The sequence below is a fragment of the Methanocellales archaeon genome (assembly GCA_028715985.1).
Lineage (GTDB): Archaea > Halobacteriota > UBA148 > UBA148 > UBA148 > UBA148.
In genome coordinates, this window is record JAQUQR010000002.1 from 1 (window position 1) to 18,131 (window position 18,131).

Genomic DNA, 18,131 nt, shown 5'->3' on the forward strand with positions numbered 1-18,131 from the left:
TTACAGAAATGGTTACATCCTCTCCAACGTAGGCTATATTAGCCGGATTGGTAGTCACTGCTGCCCCAGCCGGCGTCACAAACGCGGCGAACATCGATAGGACCATTAGCGCCACTAAAAGCGTGGCTGTAATCTTATTCTTCATTACCTTTTTAGCCTCATTTTTCCTTTTTATTGAAGTAGTATGTGCTATCTCTTATAAGACTTTTTTTATAAGACCTTGGTCTTCGGGCGAATGCCCTCACCTCAACCAACCCACCGTCCACTTACCAATCGTCTCATTGAACCCCCAGATCACATTATACTTCCGTACTCTGAATCTAAATTCAAGTGGACTATGTGGGAAATTGTCGTCGAAAAGCCCATTTTTCCAGGCTTCCGGAGTTTGGTTCTGAACTTCATGCCTGTAATATCTAAAAGTCCTGTTGAAAATGCATTAGTTGAGAGACATTATTCCCATAGAAGAGACTGTCTGATTGAAGTTACCAAACGAAAGTTCTAAAGTAACTTCTTCTATCCCATGTAATCTTCGGGGTTCTCCTCAAACGCCTTTTTGCATCCCGGCGCACAGAAATAATAGGTTTTGCCTTTATATTCGCTCTTAAACTTCGCCGTCTTCTCGTCTACGGTCATTTTACATACAGGGTCTATTGCCATTTTCGTTCACCTCCTTTCTTTCTTTTTTTGAAGCAAGAATTTTGGAGATTCGACTGCTAGCTTAATTGGGCTCCTTTCTTGATTTTTGCTCTCTCGAACGACGGATTACTCTGAGCTTTAACTAACCCTATCATGCTCAGGCAAATAAGAAGAAGTACCGAAATCGTAAATATTGTTGTACGCTTACATATCATTTAAATCTCCCCTCTTTTTATTGTTGACTCGACAGTGAAAATCCATGTGATGGTTTCATACGGTGCACAATACTCCTCACCACACTGAAGAGGCTCAGTCCTATTGAAACCAAACGTGACGTTGACAGTATAGGTCGTTTCGGATTGCAATGGTTCGGCTGGATAAAAGGTGAACTTTTCGCCGCCGATACCCGCCGGTTCTCTCTCGGCATGGCTCATTTCCGTATAAGGCTCGATTTCCAGTTTCACCACTTCAGGTCGTATCCATCGTTCAAATTGTACTGAAATGGACGTATCAACCGGTATATCGCTCCCGGTGGGGGATAAATCCCCAACGAGAGCCGGATAAGGAAGAAGAGTGCCACTGCCGTACCGATAGTAATAGATGATCGGTTTAAGAGACTGGTTATGGGGATACGTGAGGTTAAGAGGAACGGTGAAGTCCGGACCGCCGGGATATACTATTATCGTTTCAGGTTTGGGTTGTGGACTATAAGGCATCGATGATGTGGGTGGTGTTGGCGGTTTCGCTGGTTCAGGCGTAGTGATATTCTCTGAGGGGGGTTCTACAGGTGGTAATGGTGGAGTAACATTCAATTGACGTGCTGGAGCTGGGCCTTCGGTTGTGAATAATGTTTCACTTATCCAAGCGGTATTTTCCCGTACAGCGACATAAACATAATCCGAATCCCCTAGTCGTCCGTATCGTATACATTCTTCAGTGAATACATCATACCCAGCGGTTGCGGCAATTGTCCAATTTCCAATTTCAACAGATTTTACTACAGCACTGAATTCTACTCTACCTTTTGGATATTCATATTCTTCACACAAACGATCATATTCTGGATCAGATCTATTCGGGCGTGGATGTTTAAGTTTCTCCTCTTCTGGCACAATAATGTCTCCGTTCCAAGAAAGGTTGCCACTCGCTAAAACCAGCCCTTTTGGCAATTCGATTCGAGCTGTAGTATTATATGCATCAGAAATCGATGTTATTGTGCAGATTAATTCAGCTGTCTCATTTAATGCTGGTGCATTTGAAATAGACAAATTTACTTCCATTCCAGTAGATGGCACAGGTGGTGGTGTCACTGGTTTAGGTGTAATGATAGTTCCAGAAGGAGTTTTCACTGGTGTTAGTTCTGGAGTGATATTCACCCGAGGCTCTACAATAACTGGTCCAGGTGGCAGTGGAGGTATCTCTATAAACGGAGTTTCGCTTATCCAAGCAGTATCTTCACGCACAGCTATGTAAACACGATCTACGCTGCCCCAATCATGACAAAGTGTGCCATTTTCGGTAACCACATAATGCTCAGCGGCTGCTGTGACGGTCCAATTACCAGTTTTAACAGCTTTCACCGTAACGCTGCCTCCTCCATCTTTCCATGTGAGATTTCCGCTGACCAACTCGAATCCTTCTGGTAATTCGATTTCAGTCGTGGTGTTTGTGGACTCGATAAGCATCTCACACGTCAATTCTGCTGTCTGATTCAAAGCGGGTGCGTTGGAGATGGATAAATTTATCCACCGGGGAGGAGATGGTACCCCTTCCGATGGTGATGTAGTTGGGCTTGGTGTTATGCTTGGTGTAGAGGAGGGCGTTGGACTCAGCGTTGGGGATGATGTCGGACTTGGCATTACCGTTTCATTATTCGGTAACTCCTCAACGCATCCTGCTACTAATACCACAGCGATCAACAACCCAGACAATACCACTATTAATCCTCTATTTTTGGTCATATCACGCCATCTCAGTTAAACCCCGCCCTATGGCGTAAAACAACTCCTTGCCCTTTGCCATTGTCAATACCTTCTCTCATGTAATTCCCCTTATTGCAGTCGCATTTCAACTTCAGGTGAAGTCTCTTCAAATAAAGAAGTTACCACATCAGGTGATGATGTTAACTTGGAACCAAATGCTTTTCTCATTTTCAGCACTTCTCCCATTTTGCTTCTCATTTTTTCGCATCACCTTCGCTTTCTTTTCTTATTCTCTTTGCAGGCGGCGTGTACTTTTTCAACATCAACGAAAGCGTCACTACCGTCACAGAGCTCATCGCCATTGCCAGCCCTGCAAGTTCGGGTTTAAAAGTGATCCCAAAAAAAGGATATAGTATTCCCGCAGCCATGGGAAGGAGAGCAGTGTTATAAGCAAAAGCCCAGAACAGATTTTGCTTAATCCTCGACATCACCTTTTTACTCAATTGCACCGCCGCAACTGAATCCATAAGGTCGTCCTTTATAAGCACGATCTCCCCACTCTCGATTGCCACATCCGTACCACTGCCTATTGCGATGCCTACATCAGCCTGTGCCAATGCAGGTGCATCATTAATTCCATCGCCTACAAACGCGACTATTTCACCCTCGTTTTGCAGCCTCTTAACTTCTTCCGCTTTATCCTGCGGCAAAACCTCTGCCAATACCTTATCTATACCGATTTGATCTGCGATAGTATGGGCAGTTCGTGCATTGTCACCAGTGATCATGATGACGTTCAGCCCCATGTCTTTCAACGCTTTTATTGATTCCTTGGTAGTTTCTTTCAGGGTATCGGCAACAGCGATAATGCCAATCATTTCGTCATCACTGGCGATGAGCATGGCAGTCTTCCCCTCTTTTTCGAGCCGAAATATCGTTTCTTCAATATGCTCAGAATATGAGATATTTTTCTCTTCAAAAAGTGCCCTGTTACCTATAAGCAGCTCTTTCCCCCCGGCATTTGCCGTTACACCTTTTCCCCCAAAGGTGTCAAAGCCCTTGATCTCCTCGGTCACGATTCCTTCTTCCTCAGCCCGTCTCACTATCGCCTCTGCGAGGGGGTGCTGCGAATTCTTCTCCACGCTCGCTGCCAACCTGAGCAACGCCATTTCGTCAATTTCGAAACCGATTATGTCGGTAACCTCCGGCTCGCCTTTTGTAAGCGTTCCCGTTTTGTCAAAAACGATAGAAGTCAACTTCTCAGACATTTCAAGCGCTTCACCGCTCTTAATGAGCACACCGAGCTCTGCACCACGACCTACGCCCACCGTTACCGCTGTAGGCGTCGCAAGCCCAAGAGCGCAGGGACATGCGATGACAAGCACAGAGATCAGGGAGGTAAGGGCAAAAAGCAGAGTATTGCCGAGAACAACATACCAGACCGTAAAGGCAAGAATTGCGATGGCCAGCACCGTTGGGATGAAATAGCTAACCACTTTGTCTGCAATTCGCTGAACGGGCGGTCGTGAGCCCTGCGCCTCTTCCACAAGCTTTATAATTTGAGAGAGCACGGTGTCACGCCCTATTTTCGTCGCGCTGAATGTTATCACGCTATTTTTGTTAATCGTGCCTCCAACGACCTTATCCCCTTTTTGCTTCAAAGTAGGAAGAGGCTCTCCTGTAATCATTGATTCATCCACGTAGCTCTCGCCCTCAACGACTTCCCCATCTACCGGGATTCTCTCTCCTGGCTTCACAATGATTTTATCGCCTATCTGAACGTCAGCGATCTGTATTTCAATCTCACGATTATCACGAAGGACGGTGGCGGTTTTTGGCTGCAAGCCCATCAATTTTTTTATCGATTCCGAGGTTTTTCCTTTTGCTCTCGCCTCCAAATATCGCCCCATGGTGAGAAAAGAGGCCAGCATAAGCGCAGTTTCATAAAACAGAAAATCCATGGTCAATACCAGCTCAAAAGTACCTAGAAGGCTTGCGACAAAGGCTACGCCTATCCCCATCGAATACATGACGTCCATGTTGAGATTTCTATTTTTAAGTGATCTGTATGCAGCTCGGAATATGGGAGAGCTTACATAGATGAAAGCAGGAGTTGAAACTACCAACATGAAATACGCCATTGAAAAAGGAAGGCTGATGGGAGCATACATAAGAATCATGAGCGGAATAGCAACGGCAAAACCAATGAGGAGTCTATTGCGCTTCTCTCGCAAATCTCGCTCCCTTGAGAGTTTTTCCAAATCTTCTGCCCCTTCTCCCTCAAGTCCGAGATACTGATAACCTACATCTTCAATGGCTTTCTTCATATCTGCGATCGTGGTTATTCGTGGGTTGTAGGTAACGTACGCTCTCTCAGCGCCGAGATTAACCGTAGCATCAAAGATACCATCCAGTTTTTTGAGGGCGGTTTCAATGGTTTTTACGCACACCGCACAGGTCATTCCCCCGATCTTCAGCGTGGCTTTTTCATGGATCACGCCGTAGCCTGCATCTGTTATCGCCCTTTCAAGACCTGCGAGATTTACTTTTGTTGGCGCATACTCCACGGTGGCGGTCTCAGTCCCGAGATTCACCTTTGCACCTGCAACTCCTTCCTGATCCAGCAGGGATTTTTCGATAGTTGTAGCGCAGGTTGCGCAGGTCATTCCAGAAATCTTGATTTCCGCTTTTTTTCTGTTATTCTCTGACATACTTTCAGTTATCCCTTCAATTTTATATCCAATATGATCATCTTTGAAAAGATATTTAACTTTTTTTAAAGAATTCTTTTTTAAAGTTTAATTTTTAAATTAGTGCTGATGCATTGCTTTTAGATTTTTAATTCCAAAATCGATTAATTCACTTTGAGTTTCGCTGTGTTACATCTTTGAATGTAAAGTAAGAAACTTACATTAAAAATATGCCGAATATTATAAAATACATCCGAAATTGGTTTCCAAAGTAGATCACAACATCTTTATTAATGAAGTTAATATTTCCTGAAGGAGGCTTGAATTATGGAATTTTTTGACCTTATGAGTATTTCACACCGCTATATGGAGATACTAAACCCTTCCACGTCTGAAAAGATCATTAAACTTGGCAACCTACTCAGATTGAAAAAAGGAAGCCGGGTTATCGACTTCGGTTGTGGTTGTGCCGAGCCACTCACTCTATGGGCTGAGGAATTTGGTATCAATGGTATTGGCATAGATATATCCGAAGATTTCTGCGACCGGGCCAGGAAAAAGCTAGCCGTGAGAGGGTTGTCGGACCGAATCGAAATCGTTTGCTCCCCTGCGCTTGACTATGTATTTAAAGAGGGGGCTTTCGATGCAGCAACATGTATTGGATCAACGTTTGTTTTTGGCGGTTATCAGCAGACGATCCAAGCAATGAAGAGGGCTGTCCATCAGAGTGGACGCCTCGGTATCGGCGAAACTCATTGGCTTAGCAATCAGGTACATCCGGAATATGCCCAAAAACAGGTAAATACCCACACAGAAGCGGAACTTGCTCAATTTACCCGGGACGAAGGCTTTGAACTCGAATACATCATCCGTGCAAGCTACGACGACTGGGACAGATACATTTCGGATGGCTGGTATGGACTGATACATTGGCTTGAGGAAAATCCTAACCACCCTGACTATGAACAAGTATTCAATCATTTTCGTATTGACCAGGATGATTATTTACAGTTCCAGCACCAATATATGGGTTGGGCGATGTACTGCCTCACTCCCATGAAATCTCATTCGGTGTGATAGGTAGGATTGCCTGTCTGCGGTAAGATACTTAATTCATGGTGGATCAACTGGTGGCTGATATTAATTATCCTTGCTGCCATAGCCGGGCTTGTTTTGTGGTTACTATTCTTCCGCTTTAGGATATTAGGATTGTTGGCACGTTATACATAGCCAGATACACCAAAGCATTCGTTGAAACCGTGTTGTTGGGTGCAATTAAAACGCCCTCTAAACTGTGAAAAGGAATCACTTGTTTTAATTTCCTTTCTCGATACAACGCAAAGCCCTTGTGTTTAACCCCCAGATATTCCCCATGTCCTTTCAATTCTATTACCACTTCGATCACCCCAATTATATATGCGCTTTCCGACCTTTCACCAAAAAGGGCTATTTTCCGAGAGTTAAGGGAAATTGTAAAAAGTTATAACCTAATACGACCTTGCCACCAACACTACTTTGTCCGTTTTTTTGCCGCAAATTAGACATTTGCCTCTTTCGAGCTCTGCCAATTCACCAAGTACTTCTCCATCGGTGATCTCTCCCATCCTCAAGCCACATCCCTCTTCGCCGCACCAGCTGACCTTGGCCATACCTTTGCGGATTGCAACTTTTGCCTCATCCAGCGTCTTGCAGTCAGCGATCCTTGAGTCAAGTGCCTGTCTGGCTTTTTCATACAGGTTGGCATGTATGGCGCCCAATTTATCCTCTACGGCCTTGCTAAGTTTTGATAGAGGTACTGCCTCCCTCTCAAACGTGTCTCGACGCACAAGCATTACCTCGCCCCTCTCCATTTCGCGGGGACCTATTTCTGCGCGCAGGGGCACGCCCTTCATCTCCCACTTATAGTATTTGGCACCGGGCCTCTCCTGAGAATCATCCAAGACTGCCCTGACTTTCAACATGTCTAGAACGTGCTTACAGGCACCCAATACATCCTTTCCCCCAGCAATGATCGGTATTATGACGATCTGGGTGGGTGCTATCTCTGGCGGTAACACCAGCCCCCTATCATCGCCGTGGACAGCTATCATGGCTGCAATACACCTCTCAGAGATGCCGTAGCATGTTTGGTTCACGTATCGCTGCTCACCCACCGGGTCCTCATATCTGACGTCAAACGTTTTAGAAAAATTTGTGCCCAGATGGTGGACGGTACCAATCTGGAGCGCTTTTCCGTCTGGCATCAAAGTGTCCACTGCCATCGAATAATCCGACCCGGGAAACTTGTCCCAATCCGGGCGTTTTGTGATCGCATGGGGAACGGCCAATCTGCGGAAAAAATCACCATATAGTTTCAACGCATCCTTGACCTGTGCCTCTGCCTCCTCCCAGGTTGAATGGGCGGTGTGAGCTTCCTTGAAAGACGTGATCTCCCTGACGCGTATTAACGGTCTGGTGTGTTTAGTCTCACAGCGGAATGTGTTCACTATCTGGTATATCTTGAGCGGCAGATCCACATGGGAGCGTATCCACAGCCGTAGAATGGGATAGATTGCGGTCTCAGAAGTAGGGCGCAGCGCCAGTGGCATCTCAAGAGATTTAGAGCCGCCTTTTGTGACCCAGTACACCTCATCCTCAAATCCCTTGATGTGCTCAGCCTCCTTCATAAACTCATTCTCGGGTATGAGGAGGGGGAACATCACCTCCTTATGATCCACATCTAACAGCGATCTCAGAATTGAGTATGTTCTTTGCCGAAGCGCAAATCCAAATGGGTACCACACGCAGAGCCCTTTTGTGGGATACCTGACATCTACAATCTCTGCCCTTTGAAGGATTTCATTATACCACTCGCTAAATTTCTCTTTTCTCGGAAGCTTTTCACCCGTCATCCTATCACCATAATCACGATCAAGGGAGTTAAGAACGTTTCGACTGCTGCCGCAAGGAATAACAAAGGCAGAATCCAATGCATATAGAATAGCATGCCTTTCTTAAAATCTTTCTTAATGTCCGCCTTCTTGCCCATTAGGGCGCTCCACAAATCATGGCCGAGCCTGATACCTATTGCTGCGCTGAGGAGGACCATGGGCAACTCAATGATGCCGTGGGGAACAATGGCAGCCAATACATAGAGAGTGCCTTCTATCCTCTCAGTCATGAGGACAACCACGCCGATCAAGAACCCGTTATAGGTCAAAAATACCAAGGGAACTAATCCAAACCCAATGCCAAGTAGCAGGACGATAAGACATTTGATCGAGTTGTTTAAAAAAATGATGACCATTATAATCAATGGATGTAGGCTTTCGAGGATGGCGAACATTTCACTGATGTCTGCAGAAGTCTGAGTTGCAAACGCCATATCCAAGCTAAAGTACCAGTATCCCATAAGAATCGATAGGACGAAAATCAATGACACGAAGAGAATATAGCCTTTTAGGTAACTGAGGTATGCGATTGCCTCTTTTGTGTTAATTCTATTCATATAGTTTACCACACATTTGTCCATGTCTATTTACTTACTCATCCAATTCATATGCCCAACATCATCCTTAGCGTATTTCTCAATCCTGGAGCAAGTCCAAGCATCAAGATAGCCAGCTTTGCCAGATTGCCGGTCTTAGGCTCTTCTGAGAGATGATGATCGATTATGTATAGAATTGAGAGGATGGTTATGAGCTTCAGGGGATACATCACCGCCCCTGTTCCACTCCAGTCTATCATAAAAGTACTCAGCACATGCTTTTCCCCATATCCAAGGAAATCTACTCCAATAAACGTGGATGTGGCTTCGAACAGATGTGCCCAAAGGATGACAGCATTTATTTCTTTCATCCACGCCATATCAAATCGTCTTGCTATCAAGTATACAGCCATTGCCATAGGCGTTGCAATGCCCAAGACAGCAAGCAGAACCCATAATCTGGTGATCTCCTGAGTTGATAAGAGGATGAATAGACTCAAAATCTCCCACCCGGCTCCAACATATAGAAAAGACATGCCCCTGTCACCAATTTTTCCCTTTTTGTGCAATTCGGTCAGTGTTAGCAATATGGCAAGGCAAACGGCTGCAATTAAAAAAAAGATCAGGGGGGTGATGAACAGATATTTCATCGGAGGTGCAAACATGTCTGCATCCTCCATCACCCTGAGAGTGCTGCCAACCAGCATATAGGGCAAAGTCATCATTATAAACCGCTCATCGATCTCTATTCGCAATTTTTCCAGTAACTTTAATACCCCAAAGATTGCAATGCCTAATAGAATCCCCCAAGTCAATGTGTTCACGGGATTATAGCTGGCACCATGTGTGATTGGGTCAATGTAATATTCGGTGATGAAATTCTGGAAAGATGAAACAGCCATGAGGTATTTCTTTGAACGAAAAGGACTTAAATGCTTCCAAACGGATGCAATTGCCAAGAGATATATTGGTAGGGCCTGATGCGATAAAGGATGTTGGCAAGGTCTGTAAGGAGCTCAAACTTGATGGTTGTGCCCTTGTGGTGACAGGCAAAATCACCAAACAGATAGCTGGTGAAAGAGTGGTGAAAACACTATCTGAGGAGAATTATGAAGCGGATGCAATCATCGTTTCATCTGCATCCACGTCTGAGTTGGAGCATGTTAAGCAGCGTGCAGGCGAGATCAGGGCGACTTTTCTGGTTGGCGTTGGTGGAGGCAAATCCATAGATGTCGCTAAGCTTGCATCCACACAATTAGGCATCCCTTTTCTAAGTGTGCCAACCGCAGCTTCTCATGATGGCATAGCATCATCCAGAGCGTCTTTAACCCACAATGCTCAGACTGTTTCAGTACAAGCACAAACACCACTAGGCATTATCGCTGACACGAAGATAATCGCATCTGCCCCATATAGGTTATTAGCATCAGGCTGCGGAGATATCATCTCAAATTATACTGCAGTCAAGGACTGGCAATTGGCAAATAAGCTACATGACACTAAATACAGTGAATACGCAGCTGCTCTGTCTCAGATGACTGCAAAGATCATAGTGGATGCATCTAACTCCATCAAACCCGGACTGGAGGCTTCGGTCCGAATTGTGGTCAAGGCTCTAATATCCTCAGGTGTGGCGATGAGTATTGCAGGAAGCAGCAGACCCGCGTCAGGCTCAGAGCATAAGTTCAGTCATACATTGGACAGAATCGCACCTAAACCTGCTCTGCATGGTGAACAATGTGGTGTGGGCACGATCATGATGATGTACCTTCACAAGGGTGATTGGCAATCCATGCGAGATTCACTGAAGAACATAGGTGCGCCGACTAATTCAGAAGAATTGGGCATCGATGACGCATACATCATCGAAGCACTGGTTCATGCCCATGAGATTCGACCAGCTAGATACACGATCCTCGGGACTGGCTTGACTAGGGAGATGGCCGAGAAACTTGCAAGAACTACAGGAGTTATAACATGAATATTATAAAAGTAACACTTATTGGAACGCGATTGGCAAAAGTTGGGATTGAATTCGTCTTCAATGGCCCGACCAGTGAATGTGAGGGGTGCAGGCTCAAAAACACTTGTATGAATTTGGATATCGGAAGGCGATACCAAGTAGTAAGTACGAGAGACACACACCATGAATGTCCACTACATGATGGGGGCGTTTATGTCGTAGAGGTGACGGAGACCCCTACGATAGTAACCATAGAGTCAAGGAAAGCGCTTGAAGGCTCAAAAATATCTTTTAATCCACCAAGATGTGACAAGAATACCTGCAGTATCTATGATCTTTGCCACCCACTCTGGCTTCGCCCTGGAGATAAATGCACGATCCATAGCGTACTGGGTGAGCCACCGGAGAATTGCGCTAATGGACTCGCACTTAGATTGGTAGAGCTGAAAAGGGAATAGTTAATCAAATGGATGATATAAAATAATAGGAGCAAAAATGAGTTTACTATCCCTTCTCCAACGGGTTGAAAGATTCATTGAGCGTGTGGAGAGCCATTTAGAGGGAGGCGAAATAAAGTACCCCATCGGATCAACACAAACTCGTATACTGGAAAATATCGTGAATGATGTCATTGAAGAAACTGGATATTCACCAGCATTACCCGCACAAATGTTGAGTATCAGCGGTCTATATTATCATTATAGTGCGACCTTAGACCTCTTAGAAGATATTCATGCCCATCTTCGGGCCTTGGTTGAAGAGCAGAGCATAGTTGATTACAAAAAAGAAAATGAACTCCTAAAAACCCTCTTAAAAGAGGTGTTTGGGTCTATTGTGCATTGATTGGTGGTAAATGTGACCGTATTTTCGAGCCAAAAGATCAGTGCTTCATCATCTATGACTACGAATCAAGAGAAATTGAAGATGTGATTGGTAAATCAGTTAAAAGTGCGGGATTAGAGCCAGTAATATCAAAACATATTAAAATGGGTGAATCAACTGGGATGTACTGCACAACCATTTGCGAGCCAATTAGATCATCTTGTATAACAGATATCTCTGAGGAAAATACGAATGCGGGGCTAGGTCTTGCTTGGCGTTATGGCAAACCCGTGATCTTAAGCAGGGATAAACAAAAAAGTCAGACCTATCAGCGTTCACACGTGTCAACTACAAAGATGCCAATGAGTTGGAAAGAGAACTCGCAAGGAAAATACAAGATGTTGAAAGCAGCATGGTTGGACTTTAACGGATGATGCTAAATAATTTATTGTCCTTCTTCTGTGCTGTCCTTTCCACCCTCAATATTCTTTTTAGCCTTCTTCTCAACTTTTGGAGCAACGTGCTTTTCCAGATATCTGACTTCTTGTAAACTGGTATTAGAGAACATCTCATTAGCGATTCTTTGTTTTGACACTAACCAACGTTGATCAAATGATAAAGCATATGGCACTATCACCGTTGCTACATCACCCTCAATTTCAACATCGAGATCGGCATTTGCATACAAATGTATCAATCCTTCCATCTTGGCCTTTGTACCCTTCAATTTCTCATCTATGCTATATTCGTATGTCAAAGTCTCCCCAGCCAAGGGATGATTGAAGTCAACTCTAGCTCTACGACCGATCACAGTCTCCACAGTACCCACTCTACCATTGATGCTAACCCGCATTCCCGGATAGGGCCTCTCCTCAAACTTAGATACCATGGCAGTTTCAACCAAAGCAGGGTCCCTCTCACCAAATCCCTTCTCCGGGGAGATTTGAACACTGCCCTTGTATCCGACCTCCTTCCCAACTACATCTTCATCCAGCCCCTTTAGGACATGCCCTGAACCAACCACGATCATATTAGCCCCATATTTAGCATTTTCATTGAAGATGCCAAATTCTTTTGCAACCTTTTCATCAGTAGTATCAAAGATCTCTCCGTTCTCCAATCGCCCCGTATACGTTATTTTGATGAAGTTTCCATTCTTGATCGGCATAATATTCGCATAAAGAAACGGCTTAATATTTTAAGATATCTGTCAGCGAAGGTTAGACCACTTTGAGACATTCGGCACATTGCACATAACATAGCCAGACATAACAGCGCATTCATTGAAACTTTGAAGCAATTAATATCAAACCACGGAAAGATTTGTTTTAATTTCCTTTATCGATAGAGCGCAATGCCCTTGTATTTAACCCTGCCTCAAACCCTTTCAACTCGATTATCACGTCGTTCGTCTCAATACTATGCCATATATGCACTTTAACCTTCCAACAAAAGGGGCTATTTTTAGAGATTTGCTTGGGTAGAGGTAGCACATAGGGAGGCATTTTGGTTAAAATAATGTTCATTTCCTGACAATGGTGCAGGGATTTTGAAAGAAACTAAAAAGTTAACGTCAGATAACAGCTTGATTGAAATACTTAAAATCTCATCTTCACTTACATACATACATGATAGAAGTCGAAATCAAGTTGCCATTGAAAGATAAGGAAGTTGCGAGGCGCAAACTAAAGGAGTTAGGGGCACATCCAATCGGAGCGGAAAAACAGATGGATATATATTACAATGCGCCCCATCGCAATTTAGCCGAGACTGACGAGGCACTACGCATACGTTTTAGTAAAGATGCATCCCTGACATACAAAGGTCCGAAGTTGGACAAAATGAGCAAGACCCGCGAAGAGATAGTGGTGTCGATTGCAGACGCAGACCAAACCAGTGCGATCCTCAAGGCCCTTGGCTTCGATGAAGTTGCAAGGATCACCAAGCACAGAGAGACATATAGATTGAATGACTTTATGATCATGATCGATAATGTATTCGGCCTGGGAACCTTCATGGAAATAGAGGCTTCGGTGCCAAAAGAGGGTGACTATCGGTCTGCACAGGATCGCATTTTTGGGCTATTGGATCGATTGGGACTGAAAAAAGAGGATACAATACGCGAGTCATATTTAGAACTCATCCTAGATCGATGAGTTCTGCCTTAATCTCTTTGTTGATGGTGATAAGGGCTGCAAATCCTTTCGCAGCAGGCCCGGGATTCACGACCAATGTGTTTCCGACCTTTTGAGTACCACGCTTCTCATGTATATGCCCACATATGACTAAATCCAAACGATTCAGTATATCCCTTATTGCCTTGCTGCCGACATTTCCGTGCGCTGTGACATCCAGAGTATTTCTTGGAGGTGCATGAGACAATAAAACGGTTCGACCACTCGTTTTTGCCATAAGCCTTGATAGTATTTCCTTCATCTCCTTTTCAGAGAGTTCGAAAGGCGTTCCAAAAGGGGTTGGATTCGATCCCCCCAGTCCGATAAACGTTATATCGTTTAGTGTGAGGGTGGAATCGTGGAGGTTCTTCACGCTGGAATTTTGTATGACATTCTGCACACTTAGGGGATCACAATTTCCTGGAACTGCCATCACATTTTTACAGCCTGCAACTAAAGTATCTAAAATCTCCTTGGCTTTTTCGTCAGGACCGAAATTGGTTATGTCTCCTGCTACGAGGATTGCATCCACTTCTCCTGCCCTACTCAAAATTGACTCGATCCTCGAGAGGTTTCCATGTATGTCTGCTACGGCCAGTAGTCTCATGTCATCCCATTTCTCCTTGGCTAAGATATATCTTTTGAAGGTTAAACGTTACATAGAGGAGGATTTTCTACTTTGCATTCTGATGTTTTTATCAAAAGTATCGCTGTAACTTTCCAAGCTTAGCTGAAATGAATTTTAATGAAAGTGATGTAGGAATCCATTTTTCAATATTTTGCATTCGGCTTGATCCCAGAAACCTTTATGCTTATAACCGAACTTGAAACTTCCTTCATTTTTTCAGGCGGTATTCCCATCTCGATGATTGAATTCGCGTCATTAAATATGTAATCGAGAGGGGACGATTTTTCATCAATTATCCTGATGTCTTGAAATCCTGCCCTTTTTATGTCTTCTATATAGTCATCCCTCATCACTGCTCCAGAAAGACAGCCGATATACGCCTCGACTGAGTTCTTTATAAAATCTGGAAGCTCCTTTAACAAAACCATGTCCGATATCATCAGCCTTCCATCTGGCTTTAGCACCCTGAAAGCTTCCCTGAAGACCCGTTCTTTATCAGGCGAGAGGTTGATCACGCAGTTGGAGATGACCACATCGACAGAGTTATCAGCAACAGGCAGATTTTCAATCTCCCCAAGCCTGAACTCCACATTTTCATAGTTATCTTTCCTAGCGTTCTCTCTTGCCTTTTCGACCATCTCTGGAGTCATGTCCACGCCAATAACTCTTCCGTTTGTACCAACTTTGTTGGCAGCAAGAAAACAGTCGAACCCTGCACCTGAGCCAAGATCAAGAACGGTTTCGCCTTCTTGTAAAGAAGCAATAGCAACGGGATTCCCGCAACCAAGGCCCAAATTTGAATTTTCGGGAACCGCTTTAAGTTCTTCATCGGTATATCCTATCCTATTGCTCATATCGTGGGCTAAATCAGCGTTACAACAGCACGAATTCGCAGGAGTACAACATGAACTATTCTGCTTCGCAATATTGGCATAGCCGTCTCTTACGACTTTCTTTATTTCTTCTTTTCTAATTTTGACCATATCTACACCTGCGCTATGGTTTTATTCTTTTTTATTTTAAGTGGCTCTTCTATTTATGTTCATCGTTATTTTATTTATACGATCCTCAAAGTAGCAATGATGTCTACACTATATGTCTTCCTGATGAACCATATAATTTTGTATATTTTACAGTATCCATCACAGTACAGTTTGAGAGACCATAATCGAATTATATAGGTATTTCCTTTATATAGTTACAGCAGGCTAAGGACACAAGAATGAAAAGAAAAATAATCAAGATTGACGAAAAAAAGTGCAATGGATGCGGCCTGTGTATTCCTAATTGCCCGGAGGGTGCATTACAGATAATAGATGGTAAAGCTCGTTTAGTTAGTGATCTATTCTGCGACGGTCTCGGTGCATGCATCGGGACTTGTCCACAGGGTGCCATCACCACAGAAGAAAGAGAAGCAAAGCCCTATGATGAAAAGAGAGTTATGGAAAATATCGTAAAGGCTGGTAAGAACACGATTATTGCACACCTAAAGCACCTAAAAGATCACGGTGAAACTAAATATCTTAATGAAGCTCTCGAGGTTTTAAAGGAAAAGGGAATTGAAGTACCCATCAGAGAGATAAACAAAGTTAAAGATACGCCGCATATATGTCCAGGAGCGGCACCGAGAGAGATAAAGGCAGATGTATCAAAAAAGGCAGAACAAACCTCTGCTCTGAGGCAATGGCCTGTTCAGCTACGCTTAGTACCAACCCAAGCCCCGTTCTTTGAAAACTCCCATTTATTAGTTGCCGCGGACTGCGTCCCTTTTGCCAATGCAAACTTTCATTCAAAGCTATTGAACGGAAAATCGTTGGTGGTTGGATGCCCCAAACTCGATGATATTGAAGCCTACCAAGAAAAATTGACCGAGATATTCAGGAACAACAAGATAAAAAGTGCAACGGTTGCCGTGATGGAGGTCCCGTGCTGTAACGGATTATACGCTGCTGTTGAAAAAGCAGTGAAGGACGCAGACAAAAGCATTCCGATAGCTAAGAGGGTTATCAAAATCAGCGGCGAAGAAGTTTAGGGTGTAAAAGGTTTGAGTGGATAGAAAATCCATCCATGGGTGAAAGATTGAGCAGTATAAACTATATCAGGCTGCCCAAAGGTTAAGCCACGATGGTAGTCCAGTTCGGTGATTTCAATATTTATTTACCTTCACAGAAATTAATTAAGTTTCTAAGATTGCGTTCGACCACTGGATAAATTTCTGGAAAATCTTCCTCGGTAAACACTTTAAGGGCTTCCCCGTAGGCTTTGATTGCCTTCTTGCAGTTCTCTGCCTTTGACTCCACCTCGGCAAGCGTTCTGTATGCAATCCCGAGGTTGTTCTGGGTCATCGCATAATCCATCGGGAAGCGTTCAAGAGTTCTGACTTTAAGGGCTTCCTCGCAGGCTTTGATTGCCTTTTTGCAGTTCTCTGCCTTTGACTCTACCTCGGCAAGCGTGTGATATGCAACCCCCAGATTGTTTTGGGTCATTGCGTATTGAATCGGAAAGCGTTCAAGAGTGTAGACTTTAAGGGCTTCCTCGCAGGCTTTGATTGCCTTCTTGCAGTTCTCTGCCTTTGACTCTACCTCGGCAAGCGTGTGATATGCAACCCCCAGATTGTTTTGGGTCATTGCATAATCCATCGGGAAGCGTTCAAGAGTGCAAACTTTAAGGGCTTCATCGTAGGCTTTGATTGCCTTCTTGCAGTTCTCTGCCTTTGACTCTACCTCGGCAAGCGTGTCGTACGCAGCCCCGAGATTGTTCTGGGTCGTTGCGTATTGAATCGGGAAGCGTTCAAGGGTGTAGACTTTAAGGGCTTCATCGTAGGCTTTGATTGCCTTCTTGCAGTTCTCCTTTCTGTCTTGGTATTTGGAAAGCGCCCAATAGATGCTCCCCCTTTTTATCTGTATTTCACTTATCTGAACGGGATCAGGCTCAAATTCTAATATTCTCTCACATATTCCAAGGGCCCTATTGTAATTGTCAATGATTTTAGGGGTATCTTTCCATTCTGCTTTCTCAGCCAAAAAACTATAAAGAGATGAGATAGTGCCATATATTTGAGAAGAAATATGGGTGCCTGAATCCCTCTCTAAATTTTTTATTTTTTCAATAGTTTCTTCGATAGCCTTCTCTAATTTCCCGACACCAAGCTTCTCCCTATCGCTGTAATATCCTGATACTTTTAGGGATAATTCGTCAAATCTATCTGAGTAAAGGGGCACAGCCTTACGAATAGAGTTCAAACTTGAGTCATGATACTCCTTGGTTAATTCAGGCATTATTTTATCTAATTCCTTTCCTACCTTATTTTTAGGATGATCAGGAGAATCCAGCGGAGCGTTTTGATCAACCTCTATTGCCTTTATACCCTTGCGATTTGAAAGATGATCGAAATAACAAATAGGCGGATTTTTAAGTTGGTTAAATCGATCTTGGGTCATACCTGTGGCAGATTTAACCTCTTGATCAGTACCGTTCCCTATACTATAGAAACTCTTTATAGCCACACAAGCATTCCTACCTTGAATCGGTATAATATGCCTGTTTTTACCTCTCAGAAAGCCGTATTCAAATATAACATTGGGTCTATGACCATCTAAGATTACAATACCTAATACACATTCATCCACCAGTTTTTCAAATCTTTCCCCTAGATGCTCATCGGGTAGAGCTTCATCAGATAATAATTTTGGTTTAAATCCTTTTTGAACTAAAAGCTCTCGTAGAGGGTTCACAATATTATTAATGTATTTGACATGTTTCTGGTCAGAATATATGATAATACAAGGTATTTCTCCCTCCTCAACCAAAGTAGAGATGGAGCTTGTTTC

General features: G+C 43.8%; 20 protein-coding genes. 8 read left to right on the plus strand and 12 right to left on the minus strand.

Annotated features, from left to right (window positions below):
* Window positions 1-513 precede the first annotated feature (513 nt).
* Both PHI74_02460 and PHI74_02465 read right to left on the minus strand, forming a co-directional pair.
* Window positions 514-657 carry a YHS domain-containing protein gene (locus PHI74_02460; GenBank protein MDD5484878.1) on the minus strand — a complete coding sequence of 48 codons (144 nt, stop codon included), beginning with the start codon at window positions 655-657 and terminating at the stop codon, window positions 514-516.
* Between the two features lie 194 nt (window positions 658-851).
* Window positions 852-2,351 (minus strand): Ig-like domain-containing protein, encoded by a 1,500-nt coding sequence (locus PHI74_02465; protein MDD5484879.1) that lies wholly within the window; start codon window positions 2,349-2,351, stop codon window positions 852-854.
* 16 nt (window positions 2,352-2,367) lie between these two features.
* Between PHI74_02465 and PHI74_02470 the strand changes: the two genes are divergently transcribed.
* Complete coding sequence (locus PHI74_02470; protein MDD5484880.1) at window positions 2,368-2,616, plus strand: hypothetical protein; 249 nt, start codon at window positions 2,368-2,370, stop codon at window positions 2,614-2,616.
* Between the two features lie 71 nt (window positions 2,617-2,687).
* Here PHI74_02470 and PHI74_02475 read toward each other — a convergent pair whose 3' ends face one another.
* Both PHI74_02475 and PHI74_02480 read right to left on the minus strand, forming a co-directional pair.
* Window positions 2,688-2,816: a hypothetical protein gene (locus tag PHI74_02475; protein ID MDD5484881.1), complete on the minus strand. Its 129-nt coding sequence runs from the start codon at window positions 2,814-2,816 to the stop codon at window positions 2,688-2,690.
* On the minus strand, window positions 2,813-5,269 hold the full coding sequence (locus PHI74_02480) for a heavy metal translocating P-type ATPase (protein ID MDD5484882.1): 2,457 nt from the start codon (window positions 5,267-5,269) through the stop codon (window positions 2,813-2,815). The genes PHI74_02475 and PHI74_02480 overlap by 4 nt, the downstream gene beginning before the upstream one ends.
* Window positions 5,270-5,575: 306 nt before the next feature.
* Here PHI74_02480 and PHI74_02485 point away from each other — a divergent pair, with 306 nt between their 5' ends.
* Window positions 5,576-6,325 (plus strand): methyltransferase domain-containing protein, encoded by a 750-nt coding sequence (locus PHI74_02485; GenBank protein MDD5484883.1) that lies wholly within the window; start codon window positions 5,576-5,578, stop codon window positions 6,323-6,325.
* A 118-nt stretch (window positions 6,326-6,443) separates the two neighbouring features.
* Here PHI74_02485 and PHI74_02490 read toward each other — a convergent pair whose 3' ends face one another.
* The 4 genes from PHI74_02490 to PHI74_02505 all read right to left on the minus strand — a co-directional run bounded on the left by PHI74_02490 (window position 6,444) and on the right by PHI74_02505 (window position 9,616).
* On the minus strand, window positions 6,444-6,644 hold the full coding sequence (locus PHI74_02490) for a CRISPR-associated endonuclease Cas1 (protein ID MDD5484884.1): 201 nt from the start codon (window positions 6,642-6,644) through the stop codon (window positions 6,444-6,446).
* 91 nt (window positions 6,645-6,735) lie between these two features.
* Entirely contained in the window at window positions 6,736-8,139 is a 1,404-nt protein-coding gene (proS, locus tag PHI74_02495) for a proline--tRNA ligase (GenBank protein MDD5484885.1), read from the minus strand.
* Window positions 8,136-8,735: a stage II sporulation protein M gene (locus PHI74_02500; protein ID MDD5484886.1), complete on the minus strand. Its 600-nt coding sequence runs from the start codon at window positions 8,733-8,735 to the stop codon at window positions 8,136-8,138. Before PHI74_02500 ends, proS begins: the two co-directional genes overlap by 4 nt.
* 47 nt (window positions 8,736-8,782) lie before the next feature.
* On the minus strand, window positions 8,783-9,616 hold the full coding sequence (locus PHI74_02505) for a DUF63 family protein (protein MDD5484887.1): 834 nt from the start codon (window positions 9,614-9,616) through the stop codon (window positions 8,783-8,785).
* Window positions 9,617-9,627: 11 nt separating this feature from the next.
* On the opposite strand from PHI74_02505, the gene PHI74_02510 reads away from it, so the two are divergent.
* From PHI74_02510 to PHI74_02525, 4 genes are read left to right on the plus strand one after another with little or no spacing between them, the layout of a single operon-like run.
* Window positions 9,628-10,695 (plus strand): NAD(P)-dependent glycerol-1-phosphate dehydrogenase, encoded by a 1,068-nt coding sequence (locus PHI74_02510; GenBank protein ID MDD5484888.1) that lies wholly within the window; start codon window positions 9,628-9,630, stop codon window positions 10,693-10,695.
* Entirely contained in the window at window positions 10,692-11,135 is a 444-nt protein-coding gene (locus PHI74_02515; protein ID MDD5484889.1) for a UPF0179 family protein, read from the plus strand. The genes PHI74_02510 and PHI74_02515 overlap by 4 nt, the downstream gene beginning before the upstream one ends.
* A gap of 37 nt (window positions 11,136-11,172) precedes the next feature.
* Complete coding sequence (locus tag PHI74_02520; protein ID MDD5484890.1) at window positions 11,173-11,520, plus strand: hypothetical protein; 348 nt, start codon at window positions 11,173-11,175, stop codon at window positions 11,518-11,520.
* The gene (locus PHI74_02525) at window positions 11,517-11,933 is read left to right on the plus strand and encodes a hypothetical protein (protein ID MDD5484891.1); all 417 of its coding nucleotides are present in this window, start codon (window positions 11,517-11,519) and stop codon (window positions 11,931-11,933) included. The genes PHI74_02520 and PHI74_02525 overlap by 4 nt, the downstream gene beginning before the upstream one ends.
* An 11-nt stretch (window positions 11,934-11,944) precedes the next feature.
* Here the strand turns inward: PHI74_02525 and PHI74_02530 are convergent, their stop codons facing one another.
* The gene (locus PHI74_02530; protein ID MDD5484892.1) at window positions 11,945-12,667 is read right to left on the minus strand and encodes a peptidylprolyl isomerase; all 723 of its coding nucleotides are present in this window, start codon (window positions 12,665-12,667) and stop codon (window positions 11,945-11,947) included.
* 460 nt (window positions 12,668-13,127) lie between these two features.
* Between PHI74_02530 and cyaB the strand changes: the two genes are divergently transcribed.
* A complete protein-coding gene (gene cyaB / locus PHI74_02535) occupies window positions 13,128-13,655 on the plus strand; it encodes a class IV adenylate cyclase (protein ID MDD5484893.1) in 528 nt (175 codons plus the stop codon).
* On the opposite strand, the gene PHI74_02540 is transcribed toward cyaB, so the two are convergent.
* Together PHI74_02540 and PHI74_02545 are read right to left on the minus strand one after the other, a co-directional pair.
* Window positions 13,639-14,280: a metallophosphoesterase family protein gene (locus tag PHI74_02540; GenBank protein MDD5484894.1), complete on the minus strand. Its 642-nt coding sequence runs from the start codon at window positions 14,278-14,280 to the stop codon at window positions 13,639-13,641. The genes cyaB and PHI74_02540 overlap by 17 nt on opposite strands.
* A 164-nt stretch (window positions 14,281-14,444) precedes the next feature.
* Window positions 14,445-15,284 (minus strand): arsenite methyltransferase, encoded by an 840-nt coding sequence (locus PHI74_02545; protein ID MDD5484895.1) that lies wholly within the window; start codon window positions 15,282-15,284, stop codon window positions 14,445-14,447.
* A gap of 239 nt (window positions 15,285-15,523) precedes the next feature.
* Here PHI74_02545 and PHI74_02550 point away from each other — a divergent pair, with 239 nt between their 5' ends.
* Entirely contained in the window at window positions 15,524-16,333 is an 810-nt protein-coding gene (locus PHI74_02550; GenBank protein MDD5484896.1) for a 4Fe-4S binding protein, read from the plus strand.
* A gap of 121 nt (window positions 16,334-16,454) precedes the next feature.
* On the opposite strand, the gene PHI74_02555 is transcribed toward PHI74_02550, so the two are convergent.
* Window positions 16,455-18,035, minus strand: coding sequence for a tetratricopeptide repeat protein (locus PHI74_02555; protein ID MDD5484897.1), 1,581 nt, complete (start codon window positions 18,033-18,035; stop codon window positions 16,455-16,457).
* Window positions 18,036-18,131 lie beyond the last annotated feature (96 nt).

Bases quoted from the DNA above. Each gene is read 5' to 3' on its own strand.
- PHI74_02540 (MDD5484894.1), bottom strand. From the start codon at position 14,280: ATGAGACTACTGGCCGTAGCAGACATACATGGAAACCTCTCGAGGATC.
- PHI74_02470 (MDD5484880.1), top strand. From the start codon at position 2,368: ATGGATAAATTTATCCACCGGGGAGGAGATGGTACCCCTTCCGATGGT.
- PHI74_02515 (MDD5484889.1), top strand. From the start codon at position 10,692: ATGAATATTATAAAAGTAACACTTATTGGAACGCGATTGGCAAAAGTT.
- PHI74_02545 (MDD5484895.1), bottom strand. From the start codon at position 15,284: ATGGTCAAAATTAGAAAAGAAGAAATAAAGAAAGTCGTAAGAGACGGC.
- cyaB (MDD5484893.1), top strand. From the start codon at position 13,128: ATGATAGAAGTCGAAATCAAGTTGCCATTGAAAGATAAGGAAGTTGCG.
- PHI74_02485 (MDD5484883.1), top strand. From the start codon at position 5,576: ATGGAATTTTTTGACCTTATGAGTATTTCACACCGCTATATGGAGATA.
- PHI74_02530 (MDD5484892.1), bottom strand. From the start codon at position 12,667: ATGCCGATCAAGAATGGAAACTTCATCAAAATAACGTATACGGGGCGA.
- PHI74_02520 (MDD5484890.1), top strand. From the start codon at position 11,173: ATGAGTTTACTATCCCTTCTCCAACGGGTTGAAAGATTCATTGAGCGT.
- PHI74_02500 (MDD5484886.1), bottom strand. From the start codon at position 8,735: ATGAATAGAATTAACACAAAAGAGGCAATCGCATACCTCAGTTACCTA.
- proS (MDD5484885.1), bottom strand. From the start codon at position 8,139: ATGACGGGTGAAAAGCTTCCGAGAAAAGAGAAATTTAGCGAGTGGTAT.
- PHI74_02460 (MDD5484878.1), bottom strand. From the start codon at position 657: ATGGCAATAGACCCTGTATGTAAAATGACCGTAGACGAGAAGACGGCG.
- PHI74_02475 (MDD5484881.1), bottom strand. From the start codon at position 2,816: ATGAGAAGCAAAATGGGAGAAGTGCTGAAAATGAGAAAAGCATTTGGT.
- PHI74_02505 (MDD5484887.1), bottom strand. From the start codon at position 9,616: ATGGCTGTTTCATCTTTCCAGAATTTCATCACCGAATATTACATTGAC.
- PHI74_02480 (MDD5484882.1), bottom strand. From the start codon at position 5,269: ATGTCAGAGAATAACAGAAAAAAAGCGGAAATCAAGATTTCTGGAATG.
- PHI74_02550 (MDD5484896.1), top strand. From the start codon at position 15,524: ATGAAAAGAAAAATAATCAAGATTGACGAAAAAAAGTGCAATGGATGC.